The organism is Microbacterium phosphatis (assembly GCF_049177115.1).
Classification (GTDB): Bacteria; Actinomycetota; Actinomycetes; order Actinomycetales; family Microbacteriaceae; genus Microbacterium; species Microbacterium phosphatis.
Window position 1 is genome coordinate 698,964 of record NZ_CP185370.1, and the last position, 26,153, is coordinate 725,116.

21 protein-coding genes, 3 tRNA genes and 1 pseudogene are annotated in these 26,153 nt (G+C 70.1%); 14 read left to right on the top strand and 11 right to left on the bottom strand.

What is annotated here, in order from left to right; genetic code table 11:
* Positions 1–37 precede the first annotated feature (37 nt).
* A complete protein-coding gene (locus tag ACOKGD_RS03265; RefSeq protein WP_342336817.1) occupies positions 38–1,051 on the top strand; it encodes an ABC transporter permease in 1,014 nt (337 codons plus the stop codon).
* 32 nt (positions 1,052–1,083) lie between these two features.
* Here the strand turns inward: ACOKGD_RS03265 and ACOKGD_RS03270 are convergent, their stop codons facing one another.
* Both ACOKGD_RS03270 and ACOKGD_RS03275 read right to left on the bottom strand, forming a co-directional pair.
* Positions 1,084–2,106: a LacI family DNA-binding transcriptional regulator gene (locus ACOKGD_RS03270; protein WP_342336816.1), complete on the bottom strand. Its 1,023-nt coding sequence runs from the start codon at positions 2,104–2,106 to the stop codon at positions 1,084–1,086.
* A gap of 85 nt (positions 2,107–2,191) precedes the next feature.
* The gene (locus ACOKGD_RS03275) at positions 2,192–3,907 is read right to left on the bottom strand and encodes a glycoside hydrolase family 13 protein (protein ID WP_342336814.1); all 1,716 of its coding nucleotides are present in this window, start codon (positions 3,905–3,907) and stop codon (positions 2,192–2,194) included.
* A gap of 200 nt (positions 3,908–4,107) precedes the next feature.
* Here ACOKGD_RS03275 and ACOKGD_RS03280 point away from each other — a divergent pair, with 200 nt between their 5' ends.
* The 3 genes from ACOKGD_RS03280 to ACOKGD_RS03290 all read left to right on the top strand — a co-directional run bounded on the left by ACOKGD_RS03280 (position 4,108) and on the right by ACOKGD_RS03290 (position 7,966).
* On the top strand, positions 4,108–5,334 hold the full coding sequence (locus ACOKGD_RS03280) for a sugar ABC transporter substrate-binding protein (RefSeq protein WP_342336812.1): 1,227 nt from the start codon (positions 4,108–4,110) through the stop codon (positions 5,332–5,334).
* A 110-nt stretch (positions 5,335–5,444) separates the two neighbouring features.
* Complete coding sequence (locus tag ACOKGD_RS03285) at positions 5,445–7,079, top strand: ABC transporter permease subunit (RefSeq protein WP_342336811.1); 1,635 nt, start codon at positions 5,445–5,447, stop codon at positions 7,077–7,079.
* Entirely contained in the window at positions 7,079–7,966 is an 888-nt protein-coding gene (locus ACOKGD_RS03290; RefSeq protein ID WP_342336810.1) for a sugar ABC transporter permease, read from the top strand. The genes ACOKGD_RS03285 and ACOKGD_RS03290 overlap by 1 nt, the downstream gene beginning before the upstream one ends.
* Before the next feature lie 76 nt (positions 7,967–8,042).
* On the opposite strand, the gene ACOKGD_RS03295 is transcribed toward ACOKGD_RS03290, so the two are convergent.
* On the bottom strand, positions 8,043–8,666 hold the full coding sequence (locus ACOKGD_RS03295) for a GntR family transcriptional regulator (protein ID WP_342336808.1): 624 nt from the start codon (positions 8,664–8,666) through the stop codon (positions 8,043–8,045).
* 286 nt (positions 8,667–8,952) lie between these two features.
* A complete protein-coding gene (locus ACOKGD_RS03300; protein ID WP_342336806.1) occupies positions 8,953–9,441 on the bottom strand; it encodes a YajQ family cyclic di-GMP-binding protein in 489 nt (162 codons plus the stop codon).
* Positions 9,442–9,597: 156 nt separating this feature from the next.
* Between ACOKGD_RS03300 and ACOKGD_RS03305 the strand changes: the two genes are divergently transcribed.
* From ACOKGD_RS03305 to ACOKGD_RS03325, 5 genes are all read left to right on the top strand, one after another.
* Positions 9,598–9,678: transfer RNA gene (locus ACOKGD_RS03305), tRNA-Tyr, on the top strand.
* A 67-nt stretch (positions 9,679–9,745) separates the two neighbouring features.
* Positions 9,746–10,552: an inositol monophosphatase family protein gene (locus ACOKGD_RS03310; RefSeq protein ID WP_342336804.1), complete on the top strand. Its 807-nt coding sequence runs from the start codon at positions 9,746–9,748 to the stop codon at positions 10,550–10,552.
* A 245-nt stretch (positions 10,553–10,797) separates the two neighbouring features.
* The gene (locus ACOKGD_RS03315) at positions 10,798–11,949 is read left to right on the top strand and encodes a M23 family metallopeptidase (RefSeq protein ID WP_342336803.1); all 1,152 of its coding nucleotides are present in this window, start codon (positions 10,798–10,800) and stop codon (positions 11,947–11,949) included.
* Between the two features lie 79 nt (positions 11,950–12,028).
* Positions 12,029–12,100: transfer RNA gene (locus ACOKGD_RS03320), tRNA-Thr, on the top strand.
* Between the two features lie 28 nt (positions 12,101–12,128).
* Positions 12,129–12,202 (top strand) — tRNA-Met (locus tag ACOKGD_RS03325).
* An 81-nt stretch (positions 12,203–12,283) separates the two neighbouring features.
* Here ACOKGD_RS03325 and ACOKGD_RS03330 read toward each other — a convergent pair.
* From ACOKGD_RS03330 to ACOKGD_RS03350, 5 genes and pseudogenes are all read right to left on the bottom strand, one after another.
* Positions 12,284–13,057 carry an SDR family NAD(P)-dependent oxidoreductase gene (locus tag ACOKGD_RS03330; protein ID WP_342336801.1) on the bottom strand — a complete coding sequence of 258 codons (774 nt, stop codon included), beginning with the start codon at positions 13,055–13,057 and terminating at the stop codon, positions 12,284–12,286.
* Positions 13,058–13,106: 49 nt separating this feature from the next.
* Positions 13,107–15,356: a glycoside hydrolase family 3 C-terminal domain-containing protein gene (locus ACOKGD_RS03335; protein ID WP_342336799.1), complete on the bottom strand. Its 2,250-nt coding sequence runs from the start codon at positions 15,354–15,356 to the stop codon at positions 13,107–13,109.
* A complete protein-coding gene (locus ACOKGD_RS03340; protein WP_342337163.1) occupies positions 15,353–15,880 on the bottom strand; it encodes an alpha-L-rhamnosidase C-terminal domain-containing protein in 528 nt (175 codons plus the stop codon). Before ACOKGD_RS03340 ends, ACOKGD_RS03335 begins: the two co-directional genes overlap by 4 nt.
* Positions 15,878–17,842, bottom strand: a pseudogene (locus ACOKGD_RS03345) (family 78 glycoside hydrolase catalytic domain); the annotation flags it as partial. The pseudogene ACOKGD_RS03345 and the gene ACOKGD_RS03340, both read right to left, overlap by 3 nt.
* 43 nt (positions 17,843–17,885) lie before the next feature.
* Positions 17,886–19,223 (bottom strand): MFS transporter, encoded by a 1,338-nt coding sequence (locus ACOKGD_RS03350; protein WP_342336797.1) that lies wholly within the window; start codon positions 19,221–19,223, stop codon positions 17,886–17,888.
* 138 nt (positions 19,224–19,361) lie between these two features.
* Between ACOKGD_RS03350 and ACOKGD_RS03355 the strand changes: the two genes are divergently transcribed.
* The 5 genes from ACOKGD_RS03355 to ACOKGD_RS03375 all read left to right on the top strand — a co-directional run bounded on the left by ACOKGD_RS03355 (position 19,362) and on the right by ACOKGD_RS03375 (position 24,246).
* Positions 19,362–20,348, top strand: coding sequence for a LacI family DNA-binding transcriptional regulator (locus ACOKGD_RS03355; RefSeq protein WP_342336795.1), 987 nt, complete (start codon positions 19,362–19,364; stop codon positions 20,346–20,348).
* A gap of 19 nt (positions 20,349–20,367) precedes the next feature.
* Entirely contained in the window at positions 20,368–20,940 is a 573-nt protein-coding gene (locus tag ACOKGD_RS03360) for a TetR/AcrR family transcriptional regulator (RefSeq protein WP_342336794.1), read from the top strand.
* A gap of 81 nt (positions 20,941–21,021) precedes the next feature.
* A complete protein-coding gene (locus ACOKGD_RS03365) occupies positions 21,022–22,164 on the top strand; it encodes an ABC transporter permease (RefSeq protein WP_342336793.1) in 1,143 nt (380 codons plus the stop codon).
* Positions 22,161–22,853, top strand: coding sequence for an ABC transporter ATP-binding protein (locus ACOKGD_RS03370; RefSeq protein ID WP_342336791.1), 693 nt, complete (start codon positions 22,161–22,163; stop codon positions 22,851–22,853). Before ACOKGD_RS03365 ends, ACOKGD_RS03370 begins: the two co-directional genes overlap by 4 nt.
* An 85-nt stretch (positions 22,854–22,938) precedes the next feature.
* Positions 22,939–24,246 carry an APC family permease gene (locus ACOKGD_RS03375; RefSeq protein WP_342336789.1) on the top strand — a complete coding sequence of 436 codons (1,308 nt, stop codon included), beginning with the start codon at positions 22,939–22,941 and terminating at the stop codon, positions 24,244–24,246.
* Positions 24,247–24,249: 3 nt separating this feature from the next.
* On the opposite strand, the gene ACOKGD_RS03380 is transcribed toward ACOKGD_RS03375, so the two are convergent.
* Positions 24,250–24,816, bottom strand: coding sequence for a hypothetical protein (locus ACOKGD_RS03380; RefSeq protein ID WP_342336787.1), 567 nt, complete (start codon positions 24,814–24,816; stop codon positions 24,250–24,252).
* Between the two features lie 29 nt (positions 24,817–24,845).
* The gene (locus ACOKGD_RS03385) at positions 24,846–25,994 is read right to left on the bottom strand and encodes a zinc-dependent alcohol dehydrogenase (protein WP_342336786.1); all 1,149 of its coding nucleotides are present in this window, start codon (positions 25,992–25,994) and stop codon (positions 24,846–24,848) included.
* Between the last annotated feature and the right edge of the window lie 159 nt (positions 25,995–26,153).

Below are 26,153 nucleotides of genomic sequence, written 5' to 3' on the forward strand. Positions count from 1 at the left end.
ACCCGAACATCCCCGTGAACCCGGCCGAGGAGGCCCCGTGAGCACCAGTCGCAGCGACATCCTGCGCGCCCTGTCCTTCCGCAACATCAGCGCGGTCTACATCTTCATCGTCATCTTCGCGGTCTTCGCGATCTGGATCCCGGACCGGTTCCTGCAGCCCGGGGTCTGGCGCTCGCTGCTCGACGCCGAGGCCCTGACCGGGCTCGCCGCGATCGCCGCGCTCATCCCGCTCGTCGCAGGCTCCCTCAACCTCGCCGTCGGCGCGCAGGTCGGCTTCTCGGCCATCGTCTCCGCCTGGTTCCTGTCGAAGGCGGGCCTGCCGATCGCGATCCAGCTGCCTGCCGTGATCCTGGCCGGCGCGCTGATCGGGCTGGTCACCGCGCTCGTGATCACGCGCCTGCGGGTCGAGCCGATCATCGCCACGCTCGGCATGAGCTCGATCCTGCTGGCCGGCATGGCGTGGGTCTCGGGCAGCCAGCAGATCCTGGACCTCGGCCCCGACTACGGGAAGCTCGCGACCACGCAGTGGGGAGGGGTGACCGTGCCGGTCTACGTCCTCTTCGCCGTGGCGCTGGTGACCTGGTACGTGCTCGAGCGCACGCCCGCCGGCCGCCGGATGTACGCCGTGGGCTTCAACCCCGAGGCCGCGCGCCTGGCCGGGGTGGGCGTCGAGGGCATCCGCGTGTGGAGCCTCGTCGCCGGCGGTGCGATCGCCGCGCTCGCCGGGGCCCTGCTCACCAGCCGGATCAACGCGGGCGACCCGACCGTCGGGCCGAGCTTCCTGCTGCCGGCGCTGACCGCGGTGTTCCTCGGGTCGACGCAGTTCAAGGGCGGGCGCTTCAACGTCTGGGGCACGGTCGTGGCGATGTACGTGCTTGCCGTGGGCATCAAGGGCCTGCAGCTGGCGGGATCGCCCCGATGGGTCAACGACCTCTTCTACGGCCTCGCGCTGCTGCTGGCCGTCGCGCTGTCCCAGTGGGAGAGCACGGCGCGCCGTGGCTCGGCCGTGGGCCGGGTGCTCTCGCGGATCGGCATCGGCCGGAAGGGCTGAGCGACGGATCCGGGCGGGTCAGCCGGCCCGGATCAGTCGCGCGGCCGCGACGTCGACGACCGCACCCGCAGCTCGAACGGCAGCGGGGTGTCGGCCGGGGCCTGGCCGTCCTTCTGGGGCTCGAGCTGGGCCATCAGGATGTCCACGGCCGCGGCGCCCTGCTCGCGCGGGAACTGCGCCACGGTGGTGAGACCGAAGAAGTCGGACTGGTCGTGGTCGTCGACGCCCACGACCGAGATGTCGTCCGGCACCTTCAGGCCGAGGTCGCGGGCGGCGAGCATGGCGCCGAAGGCCATCTCGTCCGACGCGGCGAAGATCGCGGTGGCGCGGCCCGCCGCGGGGGCGCCGAGCAGCTGCTTGGCGGCGCGGTAGCCGCCCTCGACCGTGAAGTCGGCGTCGGTCTGGCGCTGCGGATCCAGCGGCAGGCCCGCGTCGATCATCGCCGCCTCGAAGCCCTGACGGCGCTTGGTCGGCAGGTGGAAGTCGGTGTCGGAGGCGTGGTCTCCGCCGATCAGGCCGATGCGCTCGTGCCCGAGCCCGATGAGGTGCTCGGTGGCCAGCCGCGCGACGGCGACGTCGTCGATCGCCAGCGTGTGCACGCCGGGGATCGGGCCTCCCACGCCCACCAGCGGCTTGCCGATCGCGTGCAGGCGCGTGACCTCGGACTCGGTCAGCTCGAGCGAGACCGCGATCACCGCGTCGACGCGCTGACGCAGCAGGAAGTGCTCGAACACCTCGCGGCGCTCGTCGCCGTCGCCGGCGAGGTTGTAGAGCGTCACGTCGTAGCCGGCGCGCATCAGCCGCTGCTGGGCGCCCTCGAGCACGGTGGTGAAGTACCACCGGTTGAGGAACGGCAGCACGATCCCGACGTTGCGCGTGCGGCCGCTGGCCAGCGAGGACGCGGCCTGCGAGACCACGTACCCCAGCTCGCTCGCCGCCTCGAGCACCTTCTCGCGGGCCTTGGCGGAGACGTGCCCGCGCCCCGAGAGCGCGCGCGACACCGTCGCCGTCGAGACCCCGGCCAGCCGGGCGACCTCTGCGATGCTCATGTTCACGCGCTCCCTTGCGACGTCCGTCGAGTGATTCTGAAAGGGGCGGATCCTGATGGATCCGCCCCTTGATTATCCGGAGAGATCCGGATCAGCCGTGCAGCAGCCAGACCGACGTGTCCGTCGGCAGGATGCGGACGCCGTCGGCGTGCTCCACGAGCGGCGAGCTCGACACGAGGACGCGGGTGCCCTGCGGGAGAACCACGGGCTCGGCGCCCGGGTTGGCGATGACCGTCACGGGGCCGCTGCGGAACGCGAGCGCGCCCGCCGGCAGCCCGAGGTCATCGGCCCACGAGAACGACTCCGCGCCGAGGTTCAGCTCGCGGCGCAGGCGCAGCAGCGTCCGGTACAGGTTGAGCGTCGAGTCGGGGTCGACGACCTGGCGGTCGCGCGCGAGCTCGGACCAGTCGGCCGGCTGCGGCAGCCAGGCGAGGCCCGTGTCGCTGAAGCCGAACGCCGGGGCGTCGGCCTCCCACGGCAGCGGGACGCGGCAGCCGTCGCGGCCGTAGCGCTCGCCGTTCGTGCGGAACCACGTCGGGTCCTGGCGCGCGTCGTCGGGCAGCTCGATCGCCTCGGGGAGGCCGAGCTCCTCACCCTGGTAGAGGTACGCCGAGCCGGGCAGCGCCAGCGTCAGCGTGGTCGCGGCGCGCGCGCGGCGCAGGCCGACCACCGGGTCGGGCTTGCCGGGGGAGAGGGGGCCGATGCCGTGGCCCTGCGGGGCGTCCGCGCCGAGCGCGAGGCGCGACGCGTGGCGGATCACGTCGTGGTTCGAGAGCACCCAGGTCGAGGGGGCGCCGACGCCGCCGAACGCGGCGAAGGACTCGTCGATCACGCGGCGGAGCGCGTGGGCGTCCCAGTCGGTGAACATGAAATTGAAGTTGAAGGCCTGGTGCATCTCGTCCGAGCGCACCCACTTCGCGATCTCGGCGGTGGTGGGCATCCACGCCTCCGCGCACAGGGCGCGGTCGCCGTCGTACTCCTCGAGCACCTTGCGCCACTCGCGGTAGACCTCGTGCACGCCCTCCTGACCCCAGTAGGGGACCGGCTCGGCGCCGCCCATCGAGGCGGCATCGGCCGGGGGCGTGTAGTCGGGCAGCTCGTTGTGCTTGACCAGGCCGTGGGCGACGTCCACGCGGAAGCCGTCGACGCCGCGGTCCAGCCAGAAGCGCAGGATGCGGTGGAACTCCTCGCGGACCACGGGGTTGGCCCAGTCGAAGTCGGGCTGCGACGAGTCGAACAGGTGCAGGTACCACTGCCCGGGGCGGCCGTCCGCCTCGGTCACGCGGGTCCATGCGGGGCCGCCGAAGACCGACTCCCAGTTGTTCGGGGGCAGCTCTCCGTTCTCGCCCTTGCCGTCGCGGAACATGTAGCGACCGCGCTCGGGGCTGCCGGGAGCGGCGGCCAGCGCGGCCTGGAACCAGACGTGCTGATCCGACGAGTGGTTGGGCACCAGGTCGACGATCACACGCAGCCCGCGAGTGTGGGCCTCGGCGAGCATCGTGTCGAAGTCGGCGAGCGTGCCGAAGAGCGGATCGACGTCGCAGTAGTCGGCGACGTCATAGCCGGCGTCCTTCTGCGGCGACGTCATGAACGGCGAGAGCCAGATCGCATCGATGCCGAGGTCGCGGAGGTCATCGAGGCGCGAGGTGATGCCGGGCAGGTCGCCGACGCCGTTGCCATCGCCATCGGCGAAGGAGCGGGGATAGATCTGGTAGATCGCGGCGCTGCGGTACCACTCCCGGGGCAGGGGATGTGCGGGCGTGGCGAGGGCGACGGGCCGCTCTGCCACTGACGATTCGGGTGTCATGTGCACCAACGTTAGGCGATGGGGCCTGAAAGTGGAAACGCTTGCAGGTCGTATCAGAACCTGAGAGCATCACGTTTGCGCATCGATCCACGGAATCGCCGAGGATCCCGGTTTTGTGGAAGACGAACTGGCAGGTATACCTGTAATCGCTTGCAGAACCCGGCGGAGTGGCCGGTTCATGACAGAGAGGCAACACACCAATGAAGGTGAACAGCAAGGGCCGCCTGGTCGCGGCTTTCGCGATCGCGACGACCCTCGGCCTGGCCGGATGCTCGTCTCCGGCTCCGGCCGGCGAGGACACGACCGCCCCCGCCAAGGGCGGCGCGGACGCCACCTCGGCACTGACCGTCTGGGTCGACGCCGAGCGCGTGGACGCCCTGCAGTCGGCGGCCGACGCCTACACCGAGAAGACCGGTGTCGAGGTCGAGCTGGTCGGCAAGGACAACGCCGACATCAAGGACGACTTCATCCAGCAGGTGCCGACGGGCGAGGGCCCCGACATCACCATGGGTGCGCACGACTGGCTCGGCGAGCTCGCCACCAACGGCGTGGTCGCACCGCTCGAGCTCGGTGACGCGGCCGAGGGCTTCCTGCCCGTCGCGCTGGACGCCTCGACCTACGAGGGCACCGTCTACATGCTCCCGTACGCGGTCGAGAACATCGCCGTGCTGCGCAACAAGGCCCTGGTGCCGGACGCGCCCACGAGCTTCGACGACATGGTCGCCAAGGGCAAGTTCGTCGTGGAGCAGGGTGCCGAGGGCAACCCGTACCACCTGTACCCGTTCCAGACCGCGTTCGGCGCCCCCGTCTTCGGCACCAACGACAAGGGCTACGACCCGACCGACCTCCAGCTCGGCAGCGCCGGCGGCGAGGAGTTCGCGAAGTGGCTCTCCGGCCAGGGCAAGAACGGCACCGGCGTCTTCAACACCGACATCGACGGCGACATCGCCAAGCAGTCGTTCATCGACGGCACGGCCGCCTTCTGGCTGACCGGCCCGTGGAACGTGGGCGCCGCGGTCGACGCCGGCATCGACGTCGCCATCGACCCGGTCCCGAGCCCGACCGACAAGCCCGCCTCGCCGTTCGCCGGCGTCAAGGGCTTCTTCGTCTCGGCCGAGTCCGACAACAAGGTCGCCGCGAACGACTTCCTGGTGAACTACCTCGGCTCCGAGGACGCGCAGCTGGCGCTGTTCGAGGCCGGCAACATCCTCCCCGCCCTCTCGGCCGCTGCCGAGACGGCGTCGGCCGACCCGATCATCGGCGGCTTCGCCAAGGTCGGCGAGCAGGCCGTCCCGATGCCGGCCATCCCGGCGATGGGTCAGGTCTGGCAGTACTGGGGCATCGCCCAGGCCGAGATCATCAACGGCGCCGACCCGGTCGCGACGTGGCAGAAGCTGACGTCCGACGTCCAGGCCGCCATCGGCTGATCAGGCAGTGACGACCGGCCGGGGCGGGTGAGCGAGGCTCCCCGCCCCGGTCGGTCCCTCTCCGCACGGGCGCGAGCCTCGACCTCCGACGACATGACTGGCAGGGAGCCATGACCGACATCGAGACCACGACCGGCGAACCGGTCACCGACCCCGCGGCCGATCCGTCCCGCGTCAAGAGGCAGCGCCAGGCGCGCACCATCGCCGACAAGGCCGGCGGCGGCCTCCGCGGCATCATCGTCAAGCTCCTGCTGCTCGGCATCGTCGACGCGATCGCCGTCTACGCGGTGCTCGTGCTCATCGGCTTCCAGCAGTGGCTCGTCATCGGCATCGTGGTGGCCGTCACCGTGCTGGTGAACTGGATCTACTTCTCGAAGCGCACGATGCCGGCGAAGTACCTCACGCCGGGCGTGATCTTCCTCGTGCTGTTCCAGGTCTTCGTACTCATCTACACGGGCTACGTCGCCTTCACGAACTACGGCACCGGCCACAACGGCACGAAGGACCAGGCGGTCTCGTCGCTGATGGCCTCGGCCCTGCAGCGCGTGCCCGACTCTCCCACCTACCCCATCACCGTGGTCGAGCAGGGCGGCACCCTGGGCCTGCTCGTGACGACGCCCGATGGTGACGCCCTCGTCGGCAGCACCGAGCAGCCCCTGCAGCCGGCGGCGAACCCCGCCTTCGACGGCGACAAGGCCGTCTCGGCCGACGGCTGGAGCAGCCTGCAGTTCGCGCAGGTTCTGCAGCGCCAGAACGAGGTCACCGCGCTGTCGGTGCCGTTCTCCGACGATCCGAACGACGGCGCGCTGCGCACCCCCGACGGCACGAGCGGCTACCTCTACACATCGGCCCTCGAGTACGACGAGGCCGCCGGCACCCTGACCAACACCGAGACCGGCGTCGTCTACAGTGACACCGGCGTCGGCGCCTTCACCGCCGAGGACGGCACGCAGCTGCTGCCCGGCTGGCAGATCACGGTCGGGTTCGACAACTTCGTCCGCGCGGTCACCGACCAGCGCCTCGCGGGCCCGCTGGTCTACGTCACGCTGTGGACGTTCGGCTTCGCGCTGCTGTCGGTCGCCACGACGTTCTTCCTCGGGCTGTTCCTCGCGATCACCTTCAACAACGTCCGCATGCGCAGCCGCGCGGTCTACCGCGTGCTGATGATCCTCCCGTACGCCGTGCCGTCGTTCCTCTCGGCCCTCGTGTGGGCGGGCATGATGAACCAGAGCTTCGGCTTCCTGAACCAGGTGATCTTCGGCGGCGCCTCGATCCCGTGGCTGACGGATCCGGTGATGGCTAAGGTGTCGATCCTGATCGTGAACCTGTGGCTCGGCTTCCCCTACATGTTCCTCGTGTGCACCGGCGCCCTGCAGTCGATCCCCGAGGAGCTGCAGGAGGCCGCGACCGTCGACGGCGCCAAGCCCTGGGCGATCTTCCGCCTCATCAAGCTGCCCCTGCTGCTGGTGAGCGTCGCCCCGCTGCTGATCGCGTCGTTCGCGTTCAACTTCAACAACTTCAACGTGGTCTACATGCTCACGGACGGCGGGCCCCGAGACTCGGCGGCGCCCATCCCCGTCGGCCACACCGACATCCTCATCTCGATGGTCTACAAGGTGGCCTTCACCGGCCAGACGCGCGACTACGGTCTCGCGAGCGCCTACTCGATCATCATCTTCATCGTGGTGGCCGTCATCTCGGTGATCGCCTTCCGCCGCACCAAGTCGCTCGAGGAGCTGAACTGATGACCGCGATCGATTCGATCCCCGTCCGCCGCCAGTCCTTCGGGCGCTGGTTCGCCGACCTCGGCTGGCGGCACCTCGTGGGCGTCATCGTCACGGCGTTCTCGCTGCTGCCGATCGTCTTCGTGATCTCGAGCTCGCTGAACCCCCACGGCACGCTGACGGGCTCGAACGCCCTGTTCTCGGCGATCGGCTTCGACAGCTACGCCCGGATCCTCAGCGACCCGAAGGTGCCGTTCCTCGCCTGGTTCGGCAACACCCTGATCATCGCCGGCATCACGGCGATCCTCACGGTGTTCCTCGGGGCGCTCGCGGCGTACGCGTTCTCGCGCATGCGCTTCACCGGCCGCCGCTTCGGCCTGATCACGATCGTCGTTGTGCAGATGTTCCCGCAGCTGCTCGCCGTGGTCGCGATCTTCCTGCTGCTGAGCGCCATCGGCGACTGGTTCCCGGCCATCGGCCTCAACAGCCGGATCGGCCTGATCCTCGTCTACCTCGGCGGCGCACTGGGTGTGAACACGTACCTCATGTACGGCTTCTTCAACACGATCCCGCAGTCGATCGACGAGGCGGCCAAGATCGACGGCGCCAGCCATGTCCGGGTGTTCTTCACGATCATCCTGCGGCTGGTCGCGCCGATCCTCGCGGTGGTCGCGCTGCTGTCGTTCATCGGATCCGTCAACGAGTTCGTGGTCGCGTCGGTCGTGCTGATCGACACCGAGAACCAGACGCTGGCGGTCGGTCTCACCAAGCTCGTGTCGAACCCGCGCTACGCCGACTGGAGCGCGTTCTCGGCCGGTGCCGTGATGGCGGCACTCCCCGTTGTGGCACTGTTCCTCTTCCTGCAGAAGTACATCGTGGGCGGGCTCACCGCGGGCGCCGTGAAGTAACCCCCGCGCACGCGGAAAGGCGCCGGATCCGATCGGATCCGGCGCCTCTTCCCGCTCGGGTGGTGGAAACGCGGGGTCAGATGCCGAACTGCGCGCGGACGAGACGCTCGGCGACATCGCCGTCTCGGTCCAGGATCGCCTCGCGCAGGCGGACGTAGTTGTCATGGAGCGCCTCGTCGTCGAGCGCCGGGCCCACGTGCTTGAGGTTGCGCTCGAGCGCGAGCTCGAGGTCCTGCAGGTGCTGCGAGTAGACCGTCTGGGCCGTGAGGGAGCCGATGTGGCGCGAGCACGCGATCCGGGCCCGGATCGACGCCTCGGCGTCGCCGAGAGCGGCATCGGCGGCATCGAGCAGCTCGATGGTCCGTGCGAGCTGCTGCTCGGTCATGAGCGGCAGGGCGGCGCGCAGCTCGATGCCGCACTTGTAGCCGGCGTAGGCGAGCGAGGCCTGCACGATCTCGTCGGTGACGACGGTCACGCGCGTGTAGCGGCTCGGCATCATCTCGATGAGGCCGATGCGCTCGAGACGCTGCAGCGCCTCGCGGATCGGCATGCGCGAGACGTTCAGCTTCTCGGCGAGGTCGGCGTCGCGGATGCGCTCGCCCTGCTCGAGGTCTCCCTCGATGATGGCCGACCCCAGGAACTGGAAGACCGTGTCGGCGAGCAGCTGCTTGCCCTTGTCGATCGGCGCGAGTGCGCTCACCAAAACCCCCGTCAGGAAAGGAAGTCGTCAGAGACCATTGCCCGGGGGTGCAACGTGCTGTGGCGCACGCCGACCGCGCGCCCGCAACGATCAGAACTGATTCAGTCTACGGGAGCGCCAGAGGGTAACAGAATGTCGGCCATCGGCCGTGCCATCTGGTGGGACCACCGTGGGGAGCACTCCCCATAGGTGGGTGAAACGCCCATGCGCAACGGGCACGGGGCCGATCGGCCCCGTGCCCGTTCGAGTCGCGGCGCCGCGGTGCGTCGCGCCGCCGTGCGCCGCGTCAGCGGAAGTTGATGAACTGCAGGTCGATGTCGAGATCTGCGGCCTTGAGGAGGCGGATGACCTCCTGCAGGTCGTCGCGGCTCTTGCTCGAGACGCGCAGCTCGTCGCCCTGGATCTGCGACTTGACGCCCTTGGGGCCCTCGTCGCGGATGATCTTGCCGATCTTCTTGGCGTTCTCCTGCGAGATGCCGTCCTTGAGGGTGGAGACCAGCTTGACCTCCTTGCCGCTCACCGTCGGCTCGCCGGACTCGAGGCTCTTCAGCGAGATGCCGCGCTTGATGAGCTTCGACTGGAAGACGTCCAGCACGGCCTTCGCGCGCTCCTCGGCGTTGGCGGTGATGAGGATGCTCTCGCCGCTCCACTGGATGTCCGAGCCGGTGCCCTTGAAGTCGTAGCGCTGCTCGACCTCCTTGCGCGCCTGGTTGAGGGCGTTGTCCGCCTCCTGCTTGTCGACCTTGGACACGATGTCGAAAGAGCTGTCAGCCATGCGCCAAGCCTAGTCTCGGGCCGTGCCGGCGCGCAGATGCACGGCGGAATGCGCGCCGCGCCCGGTGGTCCGAGTCGATTTCCACCCCCGCGGATGTGCAGGTAGCATTGTCACTTGCGTCTCCGGTCGTCTGTTAAAGTCGGCTGGGTGCGCCCTGGCAGGTTGCCCGAGCGGCCAATGGGATCTGACTGTAAATCAGACGCGAAAGCTTCGGGGGTTCGAATCCCTCACCTGCCACGGAGAGCGAGACCCCCCGGCGAGATCCGGGGGGTTTCGCCGTTTCCGGCCCGGGTAGCGTGAGGACATGACCGCGACCCCGCTCGAGCTGCAGGAACTGGCCACCGAGATCGCCGCGGAGGCGGGCGAGCTCGCCCACCGCCGACGCCGCGAGGGCGTCTCGATCGCCGCGTCGAAGTCGACCATCGCCGACATCGTCACCGAGGCCGACCGCGAGGTCGAGCAGCTGATCCGCACCCGCCTCGCCGCCGCGCGGCCCGAGGACGGCTTCCTCGGCGAGGAGTCGGGGGAGGGCGACGGCGCGAGCGGCATCACCTGGGTCGTCGATCCGATCGACGGCACGGTCAACTACGCCTTCGGCATGCCCTCGTACGCGGTGAGCATCGCCGCGGTCGAGGGGCCGAGGGATCCGGGCCAGTGGCGTGCGCTGGCCGGAGTGGTGCATGCGCCGGCGCTCGGGGAGACGTTCCGTGCCGCGGCAGGCGAGGGCGCCTGGCTCGGTGACGAGCGGATGCACGTCACCGATGACGCCCCCGCGGGCGCCCTGCTCGCCACGGGGCTCGGTTACGACAAGAACACCCACGCCGGTGACATCGAGACCCTCACGCGGGTGATGCCGCTCGCGCGCGACATCCGCAGGATCGGCGCGGCGTCGCTCGATCTGGCCTTCGTCGCCGCCGGCCGACTCGACGGGTACTTCGAGCGCGGTCTCAAGCCGTGGGACATCGCCGCCGGTCGCCTGCTGGTCGACGAGGCGGGCGGGCGCACGGGCTGGTTCGCCCCGGACGCCTTCGGGCGCTCGCTGGCGATCGTCGCGGGGCCCGCGCTGTTCGACGAGCTGCGCCGCACGATCCTGGTTGACGCGCGCGCGTAGCGGTGTCGGGGAACCCGGTCTCACCCGATCCCGGTCAGCGAGAGCGATGAGGATGGCGCTCTCAGGCAGAACCGGTTAGTGTTTACCCAATCGTTACCAGTCGCCCGAGACTGATGACGACCAGATTGCTCGCGCGTCGGACCCCCCGATACCCCAACCGGCGCTGACCCGAAAGTTCTTCTGTGCCCTTCGACGTCCCCTCGGCTGAAGCTGCGCCCACGCGCCGCGCTCGCCGCGTCGCAGTCGTGCGCCCTGCTTCCGAGGCGCCGCTGACGCGGCGCGAGCTCCGCACCCGCGACACCCAGTCCACCCCGTCCGCCGTTCCGCCCCTCGTTGAGGCCGTTCTGACCCAGGCCTTCCTCGCCCCGCCCGCGGCCGTCCCCGCCGTGGTCGAGGACGTTGTGGCGCCGCCGGTCGTCGCCGAGGCCGCCCCGGCCGTCGCCGAGCCCGTGGTCGAGGCCCCCGTCGCCGAGGAGCCCGTCGCGGACGAGCCGGCCGCCGAGGAGCCCGTCGACCTGTTCGCCGAGGCCGCCCGCGCCCTGAACTTCACCGGTGAGACGCCGCTCGTCTCCGACGAGCAGGCAGCGGCCGCCCAGCCGGCCGCCGCGCACGTCCCGGCCCCGCGCCTCCGCTCCTCCGTGGCCCGCCGGGTGGCGACCGTCGCGGCGTCCGTGAGCGCGTTCGGCATCGTCGGCCTCCTCGCGGTCGGCATGACCACCCCGATCTCGGCCCTCGCCGCCACCGACTCCGACTCGACGGCCCGTGTCGTCAACTCGGCGCAGACCGAGGCCCTCGACAAGGCGCACGACGAGATCCAGGCGTTCGTCGCTCCCGCCGACGCCGCCAACACCGTCATCGCCGGCTCGACGGGCTACGACACCACGACGTTCGCCGAGATCGCCGCCGTCTCTGGCATCAACACCGCCAACGCCGTCTACGTCAACGACCCCACCGCCGACATCCAGTGGCCGATCGTGCTCGGCACGAGCAAGTCGTACGGCTTCGGCTCGCGCTGGGGGCGTTTGCACGAGGGAATCGACTTCACCCCGGGCGCCGGCGCGCCCATCCAGGCGATCGCCGAGGGCACCGTGCGCATCGGCGCCTACGGCGCCTACGGCAACAACGTCTACATCGACCACGTCATCGACGGTCGCAAGGTCACGAGCCACTACGCGCACATGCAGGACGGCTCGGTCACGGTCGTCAACGGTCAGCACGTCGAGGTCGGGGACGTCCTGGGCAAGGTGGGCAACACGGGCCGCTCGTTCGGCGCCCACCTGCACTTCGAGCTGCGCGACGCGAGCGGCAAGTCCTTCGACCCGATGCCCTGGCTGCAGGAGTACGCGGGGACGCATTACAAGAAGGACACCGAGGCGCAGGTCGCCACAACAGAGTGACGCGCGCGGGAGTCGGCACGGTTCGAGTCCACGCGCAGGGGATGATATCCTCGTCTAGTTGCCCGCTCGCGGGCAGCACGCCCCGATAGCTCAGTGGCAGAGCACTTCCATGGTAAGGAAGGGGTCGTCAGTTCAATCCTGACTCGGGGCTCTCAGCATCTTGGCGACCAAGGTGCGATGGCAGGGTAGCTCAGTTGGTGAGAGCGCACGACTCATAATCGTGAGGTCGCGGGTTCAAGCCCCGCTCCTGCTACAAGAAGAACACCTCCGAAACCTGATCTGATCAGGAATTCGGAGGTGTTTTCCGTGTGGCCGCCGCGCGGGCCGCGGGCCGTCACATGTGGGCGCCGCCGTCGATCCGGATCTCTGTCCCGGTGATGAACGCGCCGTCCGCCGAGATCAGCATCGCGATGACGCCCGCCACATCGCGCGGCGTGCCCTGGCGACCGTCGTTGAGGCGCGCCTGCAGGTTTCCGAAGAGGCTCCAGTCGGTGTCGGCCGGCAGGTTCTGGGCGGTGGTGCTTGTGATGCCGCTCTCGATTCCGCCGGGGACGACGTTCACGGCGCGCAGGCCCTGCTTGCCGTACTCCAGCGCGATCGAGTGGGTGAACGCCGCGATGGCGCCCTTCGTCGCCGAGTACGCCGCCATGTAGGGATGCGCGAAGAAGGCCGATGTCGAGGCGAAATTCACCACGACGCCGCTGCCGGTGGCGAGGAGGCTCGGCAGGGCCTCGCGCACCATCAGAAAGGTGCCGGTGAGGTTCACCGAGAGCAGGCGGTTCCACCGCGCGAGCGTCATCTCGTGGGTGTGGTCGCCGTAGAGGATCCCGGCGGCGTTGACGAGCGCGTCGATCCGCCCGAACCGCTCGAGGACCGCCGCGACGCCGTCGCGAACCGACGTCTCGTCCGAGATGTCGACACCGCGAGTGAGGAGGCGCCCCCGGTCTGCGGGCGCCACCGCCTCCTCGAGCTCGGCAAGGCGGTCTTCCCGAAGATCCAGGGCGGCGACCGTCGCCCCTTCCTCCAGCAGTCGCAGGGCTGTGCCCCGGCCGATGCCGGAGGCGGCGCCGGTGACGATGACGATCGTGTCGTCGAGGCGGAGTGTCATGAGTCTCTTTTCTCGTAGCGGGTGAGGAGGGGGAAGGAAGGTGGGAGCCTCAGGCGGCCGCCGTCCTGCTCAGCTCCATGAGCTGGTCGAGGGCCTCCGGCGGGATCGCGCCGTTGACGAAGACGAGGAACTGCCGCATGGGCATGGACTCGACCATGCGCAGGTCATCGGCGCTCTTCTCGGACTGCTCGGCCTGCTCCGGCGTCATCCCGGCGGCCATGCCGGCCATCAGTGCGGGCCCCACGACCGGGTGGCCGAACCAGTCGCCGACGGTCGAGTCCATGGTCAGCTCGCGGACGATCTCGTCGCCCGTCAAGGCCAGCGCCTGCTCGGCGAGCACGGTCGACGCATCCGCGCACACCTGCACCGTGTACGCGCCCGAAGGCACCACCCAGCGGCCGAGCTCGATGTCCCAGTAGGCGAACGCCCGGCGATCGAGGTTGACCGCGACGGCACGGCTCTCGCCGGGCTCCAGGCGCACCTTCGCGAACGCGCGCAGTTCGCGCAGAGGCCGCCGGACGGGGCCGGCATCGGTCGAGACGTAGACCTGCACAACGTGCTTTCCGGCGACCGCTCCGGTGTTCGTGACGGTCACCACCGCACGTGCGCTGTCGGCTCCGGTCTCTGTCACCTGGAGGCCCCCGGTGTCGAAACTCGTGTAGGAGAGCCCGTGTCCGAAGGGATAGCGGACGGGGACACCGGCCGTCGTGTAGTAGCGATAGCCGACGAAGACTCCCTCGCCGTACCGGACGTGACCCTGCTCGCCCGGGAAGTTGAGCCAGCTGGGGGTGTCCTCGAGCCTCAGCGGGATGGTCTCCGCGAGATGACCCGACGGGTTGACGACGCCGAACAGGATGTCGGCGATGGCGCCGCCGCCGGCCTGGCCGAGGAGGAAGGCCTCGACGATCGCGTCCACGTCGTCGTGCCACCCCTCCAGCGACACCACACCGCCGTTGGAGAGCACCACAACGGTTCGGGCGGACGTCTCGGACACCGCGCGGATCAGGTCGATCTGGGCGTCGGGCAGGTGCAGGCCGGAACGGTCGAACCCCTCCGACTCCTCGCGATCGCCGAGCCCGGCGAAGACGATGGCGACGTCGGCGGCGCCGGCGACGGCCACCGCGGCGGATCGCAGCGACTCCGCCTGTTCGGGGGAGACATCGGCGGCCAGCGAGAAGCCCTCCGCGTCGAGAACGCGGATACCGCGGTCGGTCGCCAGGGCGCGGATCTCCTCGAGCGCCCGATCGGTGCGGGTCGGATTGATGTGCGAGCTTCCCCCGCCCTGGAACCGGGGTGTGCGCGCGAACCCGCCGATCACGGCGACCGTCGACGTCGGGCGAAGGGGCAGCGCTCCGTCGTTCTTCAGCAGCACGATCGAGTCTGCCGCCACCTCGCGAGCGAGACGGTGGTGCGCGTCGACGTCGAACTCCTCGCCGGCCTCGGGCCGCAGCGCCGTGAGTGCGAGCACCCGCCGCACCGACTCGTCGACCAGGTCCTCGTCGAGGCGTCCCTCCCGGACCGCTGCGGCGACCTCACGGTCGGTTGTGCCGTCGCTGCCCGGCATCTCCAGATCCATGCCGGCGCGGACGCTCTCGACGCGGTCGCTGACCGCGCCCCAGTCCGAGACCACCGCGCCGGTGAATCCCCAATCGCGACGCAGGACGTCGGTCAGCAGCCACGGGTTGCGGGAGGCGTAGACGCCGTTGACCTTGTTGTAGGCGCACATCACCGTCGCGGGGCGAGCCTCGGTGACGACCCGCTCGAAGGCCGGAAGGTAGATCTCCCGCAGCGTCCGCTCGTCGACGTCGGCGCTGACGCGCATGCGGTCCGTCTCCTGGTTGTTGGCCGCGAAGTGCTTCACGGATGCGCCGGGGCCGGCGTCCTGCAGCCCGGTGACGTGCGCGGCACCGAGGACGCCGGAGACGAGCGGATCCTCCGAGTAGTACTCGAAGTTCCTGCCGCAGAGCGGCGATCGCTTGATGTTCACCCCCGGGCCGAGGACGACCGAGACGCCGAATGCCCGGCCCTCTCTCCCGACGGCCTCGCCCACGGCGGCCGCGAGGGCGGGATCCCAGCTCGACCCGACTGCCACGGCCGGCGGGAAGCACGTCGACGGAAGACTGTCGTTGATCCCGAGGTGATCCGAGTCTCCGTCCTGTCGGCGGATGCCGTGAGGTCCGTCGGTCATCACGAGAGAGGGCACGCCCCGCTCGGCGATGGCCCTGGTGGACCAGAAGTCGCGCCCGGAGAGCAGCGATGCCTTCTGATCGAGCGTCCAGGTCGAGATGTCGAACGTCATGCGGGCACTCCTTCTGAGACGCCGGCGAGCGCGGCGGCGAGGTCTTCCCCGAGGGCATCGGAGGCCCCCGGGACGTATTCGAGCATCGTGGCGACCGACATGAAGGCGGCCTCGGGAGCCGAGCCGTCCAGCGGCACCCCGGGGAAGTGGACGGCGAACGCCTCGGTGAAGGCCCTCCACGCGGCGGGGTGGTCGGCGAGCTCCTTGAGCGTGGAGTCGAGGCTGAAGCTGCGCGCCCGTGCGTGGGCGGGGATCTCGTACGTCCACCGGTGAGCCCCGGCCCCGATCTCGTGGGTCTCGCCCGCGGGGTGCTGGGGCAGGACGACGGTCGCGTCGGTGCCCTCAGGGATCGTCACCTCGACGGACATGGTGATCCCCGAGAGCGACCACGAGACCGTCACATCGCCGAAGGTCGTGGTGTGGCGCAGGCTGGCCGACGTGAGGCCGCCACCGGGGAGCGGAGCGATGCGCATCCGCCGGTACCCGGGCTCCGTCGCGGTCAGCCCGCCGATGGTGCGATGCATCCAGTCGACGACGGCACCCAGCGCGTAGTGGTTGAGCGACGTCATCCCCGACGGGTTGATCGTGCCGTCGGGGCGGATCGAGTCCCACCGCTCCCAGATGGTGGTGGCGCCCATCGTCACCGGGTACAGGAAGGACGGGCAGCCCGTTTCGAGCAGGAGGAGGTAGGCCTCGTCGAGGTGCCCGGTGCGCGAGAGCGCGTCGGTGACGAGGGGTGTGCCGGCGAAGCCCGTCGAGATCCGGTATCCGGCCTTCGCGACGAGGGCGGCGAGGAGGTCGCCCGCGTGCTGCCGCTGCGAGTCGTCGAGGATGTCGAACGCGATGGCGAGCGCGTAGCCCGTGACGGTGTCGCCGCCCACGCGGCCGGTCTCGGTCACATACTCCCGGCGGAAGGCATTGCGCACCCGATCCGCGAGGGCTCGGAACTCCGCGACGTCTTCGGAACGACCCAGGATCTCCGCCGTGTCCGCCATCTCGCGAGTGGTCCGGCAGAGGTACGCCGAGGCGACGAGATGGCGATCCGTCTTCCCACCGGCCGGGTTGTCGATCGGGGCGTCCGGATCCAGCCAGTCGCCGTACTGGAACCCGGTGCTTCACAGTCCGTTCTCATCGAGGAGACCGGCGACCTGGCGGATGAAGGCCGTCATCGAGTCGTACGCGTCGCGGAGGATGCTCGTCTCGCCGTACTCGCGGTAGAGCGCCCACGGCAGGCTGACGGCGACATCGCTCCACAGCGCGGTGGGGGAGGAGGGCGTGGACAGCACGTCCGGGACGACCCAGGGGACGAAGCCGGCCGCCTTCTGCTCGGCCGCGAGGTCGCGCAGCCAGGAGCCGAGAACCCCGCGAACGTCATACAGGAACGCCGCTGTCGGGGCGAACGCGTTGAGGTCTCCCGTCCAGCCCAGCCGCTCGTCGCGCTGGGGACAGTCCGTGGGGACGCCGACGAAGTTGTCCCGCATCGACCACACCGCATTGGAGTGGAGCTGGTTCAGCAGCGGATCGGACGTCTCGAGCCACCCGGTCCGGGTCATGTCCGAGTGCACGACCACGGCGGTGAGCGCCTCGGGCGCGAGCTCGCCCGGCCAGCCCTCGACGTCGACGTAGCGGAAGCCGTGGAACGTGAACCGCGGCTCCCACACCTCGGTCCCGGCCCCGCGGAGGGTGTACCGATCGGTCGCCTGCGCGGTGCGGATCGTCTCGAAGTCGATCTCGCCCCCCGTCATCACCTCCGCGTGGCGCAGCGTCACGGTCGCCCCTGCGGGCCCGGCGACGGTCAGGCGGACCCACCCCGAGATGTTCTGGCCGAAGTCGACGACGGTCCGCCCGGCCGGTGTGCGGATGATCTCGACGGGACGCAGCTCCTCGGTGCGCCGGATCGGCTCGGCCGCCGACTCGGTGAGCGCCTCGAGCGGCCAGTCGAAGCCCACCGCCGGGCGCCACGCAGAATCGTCGAACTCCGCGGCGTCCCACCCCGACGGTTCGAGGCGGGCGTCGAAATCCTCCCCGTCGTAGATGCTGTTGGCGCGCACGCCCCCGGTGGCGCAGCGGAACGTCTGGTCCGTTCCGAGCGTCTGCACCCTCCCATCGGGGTACTCGAGCTCCAGCTCCATCAGGGCGGCGGGCTGATCGGAGTAGTGATGGCGCTTGTTCTCCCAGCCGAGCCTCCCCAGCGCCCAGCCCTGCCCGATCACGGCACCCAGGACGTTCTCACCAGGACGGATCCTGTCGGTGACGTCGTGTGTGCGCACGACCAGCCGGTGCCGGTACGACGTCCATCCGGGCGCGAGCACCTCGTCGCCCACGACCGCGCCGTTCAGGTGCGGTTCGATCAGACCGACGGCAGTGACGCGAAGGGTCGCGCGCGTGGGCTGGTCGGCGAGCTCGAACGGCCGGCGGATGTACACCGCCGGGTCGCCCTCGGCTCCGGCGGGTTCCGGGGTGGTGATGAAGACAGCGGCGGTCATGGGGGTCACGAGTGGCTCCTCTGCAGGACGGGGCGTGGGGGATTCAGCGGACGGAGCGCACGCGGAGAACCGCGAGACCCGCCAGGAGGGTGATGGCCGCGGCGACGAAGTACAGCAGCCCGTAGTTCTTCTCGCCGGCGGCTCCCACCCCGATCCCGAGGAAGACCGGGGCGATGAACGGTGCGACGGCCTGCGGGATCGACACCGCGAACCCGATGATGCCCATGAAGCGGCCGGCTCCCGTCTCCTTCTCGGGGAGGACATCGAGGATCAGCGCCTGGTCGACGGCGGCGAACGCGCCGATGCCGACGGACGTGAGCAGAGACCCGGTGTAGAGCATCGGCAGGTCGGTCGCCATCGCCATCAGCACGGCGCCCGCCGCGAAGATGACGGCGGCGATCAGCACGAAGGCCCGGCGACGGCGGAGCTTGTCGGAGAGGAATCCGCCGCCGATCGCACCGAGGGTCGTGGCGCCGATTCCGAAGACTCCGAGCGTGGCGACGATCGGGGCGACGTCGGCCACCCCGACTCCCAGCCGGGATGCGAAGAAGAAGGCCGTGAAGGTCGTGTTGAGGGTCAGGCCGAAGTAGAACAGGAACCGGCTGAGCCACACCCACGAGAAGTCCGGGTACATGCGGGGGTTGTAGACGTAGTTCGCGAACAGCGATCGGACGGACAGCGCGTCCGCGAACACGGCTCCCCGGGTGTCGGCTTCCTTGGTGAAGAGGATGAACAGCAGCACGAAGACCACGCCCACGGCTCCGGGCAGCAGGAACAGCAGAAGCGGGTCAGCGGCCACCGTGCCGCCGATCACGACACCGAACACCGGCGCGACCTGGGTGGCGAAGCCGGTCAGTCCTGCGACCTTGCCGCGCTGGGACTCGGGCAGCTTGTCGGCCATCGACGTCTGCAGGTTCTGCAGCACCTGGCCCCAGCCGATCTGCGCGAGGATCCAGCCGGCGCCGAGGATCAGCGCGTTGGGGGCCAGAGCCATCACGAGCAGCGACACCACTCCGACCACCATGGCCACGGCCATGAACGGGCGGCGCCGTCCCCACCGCGTGCGCAACCGGTCGCTGAGGGTGCCGAACAGCGGTGCGGTCAGCATGACCACCAGCGCGCCGGATCCGGTGATGAATCCGAGGTACTCGTCGCGTCCGGGGGCGAGCTCGGCGAGCCGGATCGCCAGTGAGATCGCGATCGGGGTGATGAAGGCGACGAAGACGCCGAATTGACCGAGAACCTGCAGCCAGATGTACAGGCCGCTGGCGCGGGGGATCGCCTCGTCCGAGGCGGGACCCACCGCCTCGACGATCGCGGCGGGGGCGAGCGGGAGCGCCTGGGGCGCGGGAGGGGTTGAACCGTCGGGTTCGGTTGCCATGGAGACTCCATTGTCCAGAAGGTGCGGGTGCGCCAGAACTATCGCGTGCTAGCTGCGAGCTCGATGCTATACATGGATAGCTAGAACGTGCAAGTACACCGCGGACACCGGACCGCGGCGGACGCGAGGGGGACGACGGTGGCCACGATCGACGGCCGGCGGGTGACGGCGGCGGACATCGCGCGCGAGGTGGGTGTCTCGCGCGCGACGGTCGGATTCGTCCTGAACGCGACGCCCGGTCAGACGATCTCGGAGGCGACGCGGCGACGCGTCCTGTCCGCGGCGAAGCGCCTGGGCTATCGGCCTCATGTCGCGGCTCAGGCGCTGAGAAGCGGGAAGTCGAGGATCATCCTCCTCGTGCTGCCCGACTGGCCGATCGAGTACAGCATGAACCGGCACCTCGAGGAGGCGTCGATGGTGCTGGACGACGCGGGATACTCGCTGGTCACGATGACCCCGCACCGCGGCGGGCGGTCCCGGCCGCTGTGGGAGACCCTGCAGCCCGACGTCGTCATCGGGATGCTGCCGTTCAGCAGGGAGCGGTACGACGAGATCTCCGGCAGCGGGGTGCCCGTCGTCACGCCGGGGCCGGAGGCCGGCGACGCCGATCTCGACCGGGCGCTCTTCGGGCAGGGCCCCGCCCTGCAGGTGCAGCATCTCGTCGAGCGCGGACGTTCCCGTCTGGCGTTCGCCGCGGAGGCCGATCCGCGCCTCGCATCGCTCGTGTCGTCTCGTCGACGTGTCGCCGACCGCGCGGCGGCCGAGGCCGGCATCGCGCCCATCGCCTGCGAGGACGTCGACGAGCGCAATGCGCTCGACGTCGTCGCGAAGTGGCGCGAGCGGGGCGTCGACGGCGTGGTGGCCTACAACGACGACATCGCCGCGATGGTGGTGGGCGCGGCGCTCCGCCTCGGCCTCCGCGTTCCGGAGGACCTGTCCGTCGTCGGCCATGACGACGCGCCACTGTCGCGGCTGTTCGTCCCGGCGATCTCCACGATCCACGTCGACAACGAGGGCCTGGGCCGCTACTTCGCCTCGATCGCTCTCAGCGCGGCGCAGGGGGAACCGGACCTGGGCGCCGATCACGAGCCGCGCGTCTCCCTCGTCGCGAGGGAGTCCAGCTAGATCGCTGGATAATTGCGAGATGCCGAAGATCTCCGCACCGACCGTGGCCGAGCATCGCGCCACGCAACGCGCCGCCCTCATCAGCGCGGGCGAGGCGGTGCTCGTCGAGTCCGGCCTCGCCGGTGTCACCCCGCGCAGCGTGTGCGAGCGTGCGGGGCTCGGGCGGTCGAGCTTCTACGCGTACTTCCCCACGAAGGATGACCTGCTGGTGGCCATCGCCATCGACGCGATCGAGCGGTGGGACGTCGACATCGAGCGCGAGCTCGCGGATGCCGAGCCGGGGCTGGACGAGCTGCGCCGATTCGTCGACGCGACGATGGCCATGACGGCCGAGGGGCGACACAAGATCGCGGGAGCACTGCGGGAGGCCGACCTCAGCCCCAGCAGCTTCGACGACCTCATGGTGCTGCACGACGCCTTGCTGCGGCCGGTCGTCCGCGTTCTCGAGCACCTCGGCGTCTCGACCGCCGGCAGTGCGGTCATGCTCGTGCAGGGCGTGCTCGGGGCAGGGATCCAGCTGGTCTCGCATGGCAGGGACCACCGCGTCGTCGCGGACGACGTGTACCGCCTCCTGGTGGACGGGATCGCCTGACGATTTGGCCCCCGACGTGGTTGGTGACACACTGTCATCAAGATGCCGACACGGTGTCGGCTACCTCGTCTGGAAGGTGCCATGTTCCTCGCACTGCGCGAACTCCGCTTCGCTCGCGGCCGATTCGCCCTCATGGGCGTGGTGATCGCCCTCATCTCGGTTCTCGTCGTGTTCCTGTCGGGCCTGTCCTCGGGCCTGGTCAACGACGGCGTATCGGGTCTGAAGGCGCTGCCCGCCACGGCCTTCGCCTTCGACCAGGGCACCATGAAGGACAACGCGTTCAGCCGCTCCGTGGTGGGCGAAGAGCAGCTCTCCGCGTGGCAAGACGCCGACGGCATCGCCGCGGCCGAGCCCATGGGCGTCACGATCGTCAACGGCGCAACGGACGACGGCACGCAGATCGACCTGACCCTGTTCGGGGTCGAGCCGGACGGATTCCTCGCCCCCGCCGTGTCGGACGGTGAGGGGCTGGGAGACATCGCCGGCATCGTCGTCTCCGAGCCGCTGCGCGAGGCGGGTGTCGACATCGGCACGGTGGTCACGCTCGACCGGCTCGATCTCGAGCTCACCGTCGTGGGCTTCACGGAGGGGCAGGCCACCTTCGGGCACGTCGACGTCGCCTACCTGCCGGTGCGGACCTGGCAGCTGATCGCCGCCGGCGCGGCCCAGCCCGGGGCCCCCACGGCCGCGCAGCTCGACGCGCTCGACTTCCCGTACTCCAGCGTCGTCGCCCTCCGCGCGGACGACGGGGCGGAGCCCGATTTCGCCGCGCTCGACCAGGACGCGGACACGACCACGATGACGCTCGCCGAGTCGTTCAACGCCTCGCCCGGCTACGAGGCCGAGACGCTCACGCTGACGATGATCCAGGTCTTCCTCTACGCGATCTGCGCGCTGGTGGTCGGAGCCTTCTTCACCGTGTGGACCATCCAGCGCACGCACGACATCGCCGTGCTGCGCGCGGTCGGCGCCTCGAGCCGCTACCTGCTTCGCGACAGCCTCGCCCAGGCGGCGATCCTGCTCGTCGGATTCACGGCCGTCGGCGTCGCCGCCGGCGTGGGGATGGGCGCGGCGATGCCCGACGCGATGCCCTTCGACCTCGAACCCGCACCGATCGCGATCGCGTCCGCGCTCACGATCGGCCTCGGTCTCCTCGGCGCCGCCGTCGCGGTGATCCGCATCGTCCGAATCGACCCGCTTCGCGCCCTGGGAGGACAGCGATGACCACCGACAGCAGCATTCCCGCCCTCGAGATGTCCGACGTCACGCTCGAGCTCGGCGACGGCGACTCCCGCGTCCGCGCCCTCGACGGCGTCTCGCTCACGGTGATGCCCGGCGAGTTCGTCGCAATCGTGGGGCCCTCCGGATCCGGCAAGTCGTCTCTGCTGGCGATCGGCGGGGCGCTGGCGCGACCCGACAGCGGAACGGTCCGGGTGCACGGCACGGATCTGGCCACCCTCTCGCGCGGCGCCACGACCCGGTTCCGCCTGCGCCGCATCGGGTTCGTGTTCCAGTCGGGCAACCTGCTGCCCTCCCTCACGGCCGCCGACCAGCTGCGCCTCGCGGGGCGCCTCGCCGGCAACCGTCGCGTCGACACCGAGCCGCTGCTCGACTCGGTCGGCATGGCTCACCGGGCGGGGCATCGTCCGGGTGAGCTCTCCGGAGGCGAGCGCCAGCGGGTCGGCATCGCCCGCGCGCTGGTGAACGACCCGTCGCTGCTGCTGGTGGACGAGCCCACCGCGGCCCTGGATCGCCGTCGCAGCCACGAGGTCGTCGGCCTCCTCGCGGACCGCGCACAGGGGTCGGGCGTCGCCGTCGTTATGGTCACCCACGACCGCGACGTGCTCGAGCACTGCGACCGCGTCCTCGAGATGGTCGACGGCCGCCTGTCGGCCGTGCTGCCCGTGGCTTGAGCTCGCCCGGGGCCGCCGCATAGCGGCCCCGGGCGCCGGCGGTCAAGCAGTGGCGATCCGGGCCGCCTGGCTGCAGGCTGAAGCCATGGCGACGGAGACGACGGACGATACCCGACTGCGGCGAGCGATCACAGGGCCCCTGCTGTTCGTCTTCATCCTCGGGGATGTGCTGGGCGCGGGCATCTACGCGCTGATGGGCGTGCTGGCGGGTGAGGTCGGCGGTCTCCTCTGGGCCCCCATGCTGCTCGCGCTGCTGCTGGCGCTGCTGACGGCCGGATCGTACGCCGAGCTCGTCACCAAGTACCCCAAGGCCGGCGGCGCCGCGGTGTTCGCCGAGCGCGCGTTCCGCAGCCCCCTCGTGTCGTTCCTCGTCGGCTTCTGCATGCTCGCGGCCGGTGTCGTGAGCGCCGCGGGTCTCGCTCTCGCCTTCGCGGGCGACTACTTCGGCACCTTCTTCGACGTGCCGGCGGCGCCGGTGGCGATCGCCTTCCTCGCGGTCGTCGGCGCGCTCAACGCGCGCGGCATCCGCGAGTCCATGGGGGCCAACGTCGTGATGACCGTCATCGAGCTGAGCGGCCTCGTCATCGTGATCGCGGTCGTCGGGATCTTCGTGGCCGGCGGCGGGGGAGAGCTCTCCCGCGTTATGGAGGCCCCCACCGGCACGAGCGTCGGCATGGCCCTGCTCAGCGGCGCCATCATCGCCTACTACTCGTTCGTCGGCTTCGAGACCTCCGCCAACGTCATCGAGGAGGTGCGCGATCCCCGCCGGTCGTACCCGCGGGCGCTCTTCGGGGCCCTCGCGGTGGCGGGTGCGGTGTACATCCTCGTGGGGCTCGCGTCCGCCATCGCCCTGCCGCCCGCCGAGCTCACCGAGTCGAGCGGCCCGCTGCTCGACGTCGTGAAGGCGAGCGGCGTGGCGGTTCCGGCGTGGCTGTTCAGCCTCATCGCCCTCATCGCGGTCGCCAACGGCGCGCTGCTGACCATGATCATGGCGAGCCGCCTCACCTACGGCATGGCCGACGGCGGCCTGCTGCCCTCGGTCTTCGCCCGCGTGCTGCCCAAGCGTCGGACGCCGTGGGTGGCCATCCTCGCCACCACGCTCGTCGCGATGGCCCTCACGCTGCTCGGCGACCTCGCCATGCTGGCCGAGACCGTTGTGCTCCTGCTGCTGTTCGTGTTCCTGAGCGCCAACGTCTCGGTGCTTGTGCTGCGCCGCGATCGCGTCGAGCACGACCACTTCAAGGTCTGGACCTTCGTGCCGGTGCTCGGCATCGCCTCCTGCATCCTGCTGCTCACGCAGCAGCGGGGCATCGTCTGGCTCTTCGGCGGCGCCCTCGTCCTGCTCGGCGCGGTCCTCTACTTCATCGCGCGGGCGAGCCGCCGCCGGGCGTGACGCTCAGCGCCGGCTGAACGCGCGGCGGGTCACCGCGACGACGCCCCAGACCGCGAGGATCCACGGCCCCGCGACGAGGATCGGATCCAGCCACTGGTGCTTCACGTCGGCGCGGCGGTGGCCGAAGCGCGACGTGATCCCGTGGCGACGGCCCTCGCTGAGGACACCGGTCTGCGTCAGGGGCTGATCCGGGTGCGTGGTGAACAGCGAGCGCAGGTGGCTCTCGATGGCGTCCACGCGGTCGCCGAGCACCAGCAGCAGCCAGTGGGCGGCGCGGCCCTCGCTGTAGCGTGCGTACGCGAAGCGACGGATCGCGCCGGAGAGCCCGTGCAGGGGAGCGGCGGTGCCGAACACCGGCGTCAGACGCGCGTGCTCGATCGAGCGCTCGCGCGGGGTGTGCTCGGGCTGCTGCTCGGGAAGCTCCCAGTGCGCGCCGGTCTCCCCGGGCGCGTAGCGCTGCTTGGGGTACGACGGCCGGTCGGCCGGGTCCACGTCGGCTCCCCATCCGGGGATGCGGGCGCGCAGCTCGTCGGCGGACCAGTGGCGCGGGTCCTCGGCGGTGTACGGCATGTGGCTCTCCTCTTCGTGGATCAGGCGGGTCAGGCGGCGGACGGCACGATGACGGGCTTGATGCAGCCATCGAGCTTCGCCGAGAACATGTGGTATCCCTCGGCGATGTCGTCCAGCGGCAGCCGGTGCGTGATGATGTCGCTCGGGACGATGAATCCGGACTTGATGTGCTCCAGCAGACGAGGCCACTGACGCTTCACGGGGCACTGGTTCATCCGCAGGGTGAGCCCCTTGTTCATGGCGTCGCCGAACTTCACGGCGGAGAACAGCGGGCCGTACGCCCCCATGACCGAGATGTTGCCGCCCTTGCGCACCGAGTCGATGGCCCAGTTCAGGGCGATCGGCGAGCCGCCCTGCAGCTTCAGCTTCGAAGCAGTGATGTGCTGCATGAGGTTGCCGTCGGCCTCGGCGCCGACGGCGTCGATGGCGACGTCGGCCCCCAGGTAGTCGGTGGCCTTCTTCAGCGCCACCACGATGTCGTCGTATTCGCCGAAGTGCATCGTCTCGGCGTGCGCGAACTCCCTCGCCTTGGCGAGCCGGTAGTCGAGGTGGTCCACCACGATCACGCGGCCGGCGCCCATCAGCCACGACGACTTCGCGGCGAACAGCCCGATCGGTCCCGCGCCGAACACCACCACGGTGTCGCCCTCGGCTATGTCGCCGAGCTGCGCTCCGAAGTAGCCGGTCGGCAGCGCGTCGGTGAGCATCAGCGCGTCCTCGTCGCCCAGCCAGTCGGGGATCACGCTCGGCCCGACGTCCGCGAAGGGCACGCGCACGTACTCGGCCTGACCGCCGTCGTACCCGCCGCACGTGTGCGAGTAGCCGTAGATGCCGCCGATGGCGGTCGCGTTGGGGTTCACGTTGTGGCAGTTCGAGTACAGCCCCCGGGCGCAGAACCAGCAGGATCCGCAGTACACGTTGAACGGCACCATCACCCGGTCGCCCACCTGCAGGTTCTGCACGGACGGGCCCACCTGCTCGACGACGCCGATGAACTCGTGGCCGAACGTCGTTCCCACGCGGGTGTCCGGCATCATGCCGTGGAACAGGTGCAGGTCGGATCCGCAGATCGCCGCGCGCGTGACGCGCACGATGGCATCATTCGGATGCTCGATCGGCGGCATGGCCTTCTCCTCGACCCGCACCTTGTACGGCCCCCGGTACACCATCGCCTTCATCGCGCCTCCTCATCGTCCACGTGCCCTCCACCCTCCGCGGCGTCGGCGGAGCGAGAAAGACCCTTGCCGATTGCGGGATCGTGTGGTTACGACGACGCCGCGCGATCGGCGGCGCCGTGACAGCGCCGCCACAGGCTCGGGTGGGTGGGCGCGGATCCC

Coding starts and splice junctions, on each gene's coding strand:
- ACOKGD_RS03380 (WP_342336787.1), bottom strand. CDS start 24,816: ATGCCGTACACCGCCGAGGACCCGCGCCACTGGTCCGCCGACGAGCTG.
- ACOKGD_RS03375 (WP_342336789.1), top strand. CDS start 22,939: ATGGCGACGGAGACGACGGACGATACCCGACTGCGGCGAGCGATCACA.
- ACOKGD_RS03290 (WP_342336810.1), top strand. CDS start 7,079: ATGACCGCGATCGATTCGATCCCCGTCCGCCGCCAGTCCTTCGGGCGC.
- ACOKGD_RS03385 (WP_342336786.1), bottom strand. CDS start 25,994: ATGAAGGCGATGGTGTACCGGGGGCCGTACAAGGTGCGGGTCGAGGAG.
- ACOKGD_RS03335 (WP_342336799.1), bottom strand. CDS start 15,356: ATGACGTTCGACATCTCGACCTGGACGCTCGATCAGAAGGCATCGCTG.
- ACOKGD_RS03330 (WP_342336801.1), bottom strand. CDS start 13,057: ATGACACTCCGCCTCGACGACACGATCGTCATCGTCACCGGCGCCGCC.
- ACOKGD_RS03340 (WP_342337163.1), bottom strand. CDS start 15,880: ATGCATCGCACCATCGGCGGGCTGACCGCGACGGAGCCCGGGTACCGG.
- ACOKGD_RS03370 (WP_342336791.1), top strand. CDS start 22,161: ATGACCACCGACAGCAGCATTCCCGCCCTCGAGATGTCCGACGTCACG.
- ACOKGD_RS03365 (WP_342336793.1), top strand. CDS start 21,022: ATGTTCCTCGCACTGCGCGAACTCCGCTTCGCTCGCGGCCGATTCGCC.
- ACOKGD_RS03275 (WP_342336814.1), bottom strand. CDS start 3,907: ATGACACCCGAATCGTCAGTGGCAGAGCGGCCCGTCGCCCTCGCCACG.
- ACOKGD_RS03300 (WP_342336806.1), bottom strand. CDS start 9,441: ATGGCTGACAGCTCTTTCGACATCGTGTCCAAGGTCGACAAGCAGGAG.
- ACOKGD_RS03280 (WP_342336812.1), top strand. CDS start 4,108: ATGAAGGTGAACAGCAAGGGCCGCCTGGTCGCGGCTTTCGCGATCGCG.
- ACOKGD_RS03360 (WP_342336794.1), top strand. CDS start 20,368: ATGCCGAAGATCTCCGCACCGACCGTGGCCGAGCATCGCGCCACGCAA.
- ACOKGD_RS03310 (WP_342336804.1), top strand. CDS start 9,746: ATGACCGCGACCCCGCTCGAGCTGCAGGAACTGGCCACCGAGATCGCC.
- ACOKGD_RS03285 (WP_342336811.1), top strand. CDS start 5,445: ATGACCGACATCGAGACCACGACCGGCGAACCGGTCACCGACCCCGCG.
- ACOKGD_RS03350 (WP_342336797.1), bottom strand. CDS start 19,223: ATGGCAACCGAACCCGACGGTTCAACCCCTCCCGCGCCCCAGGCGCTC.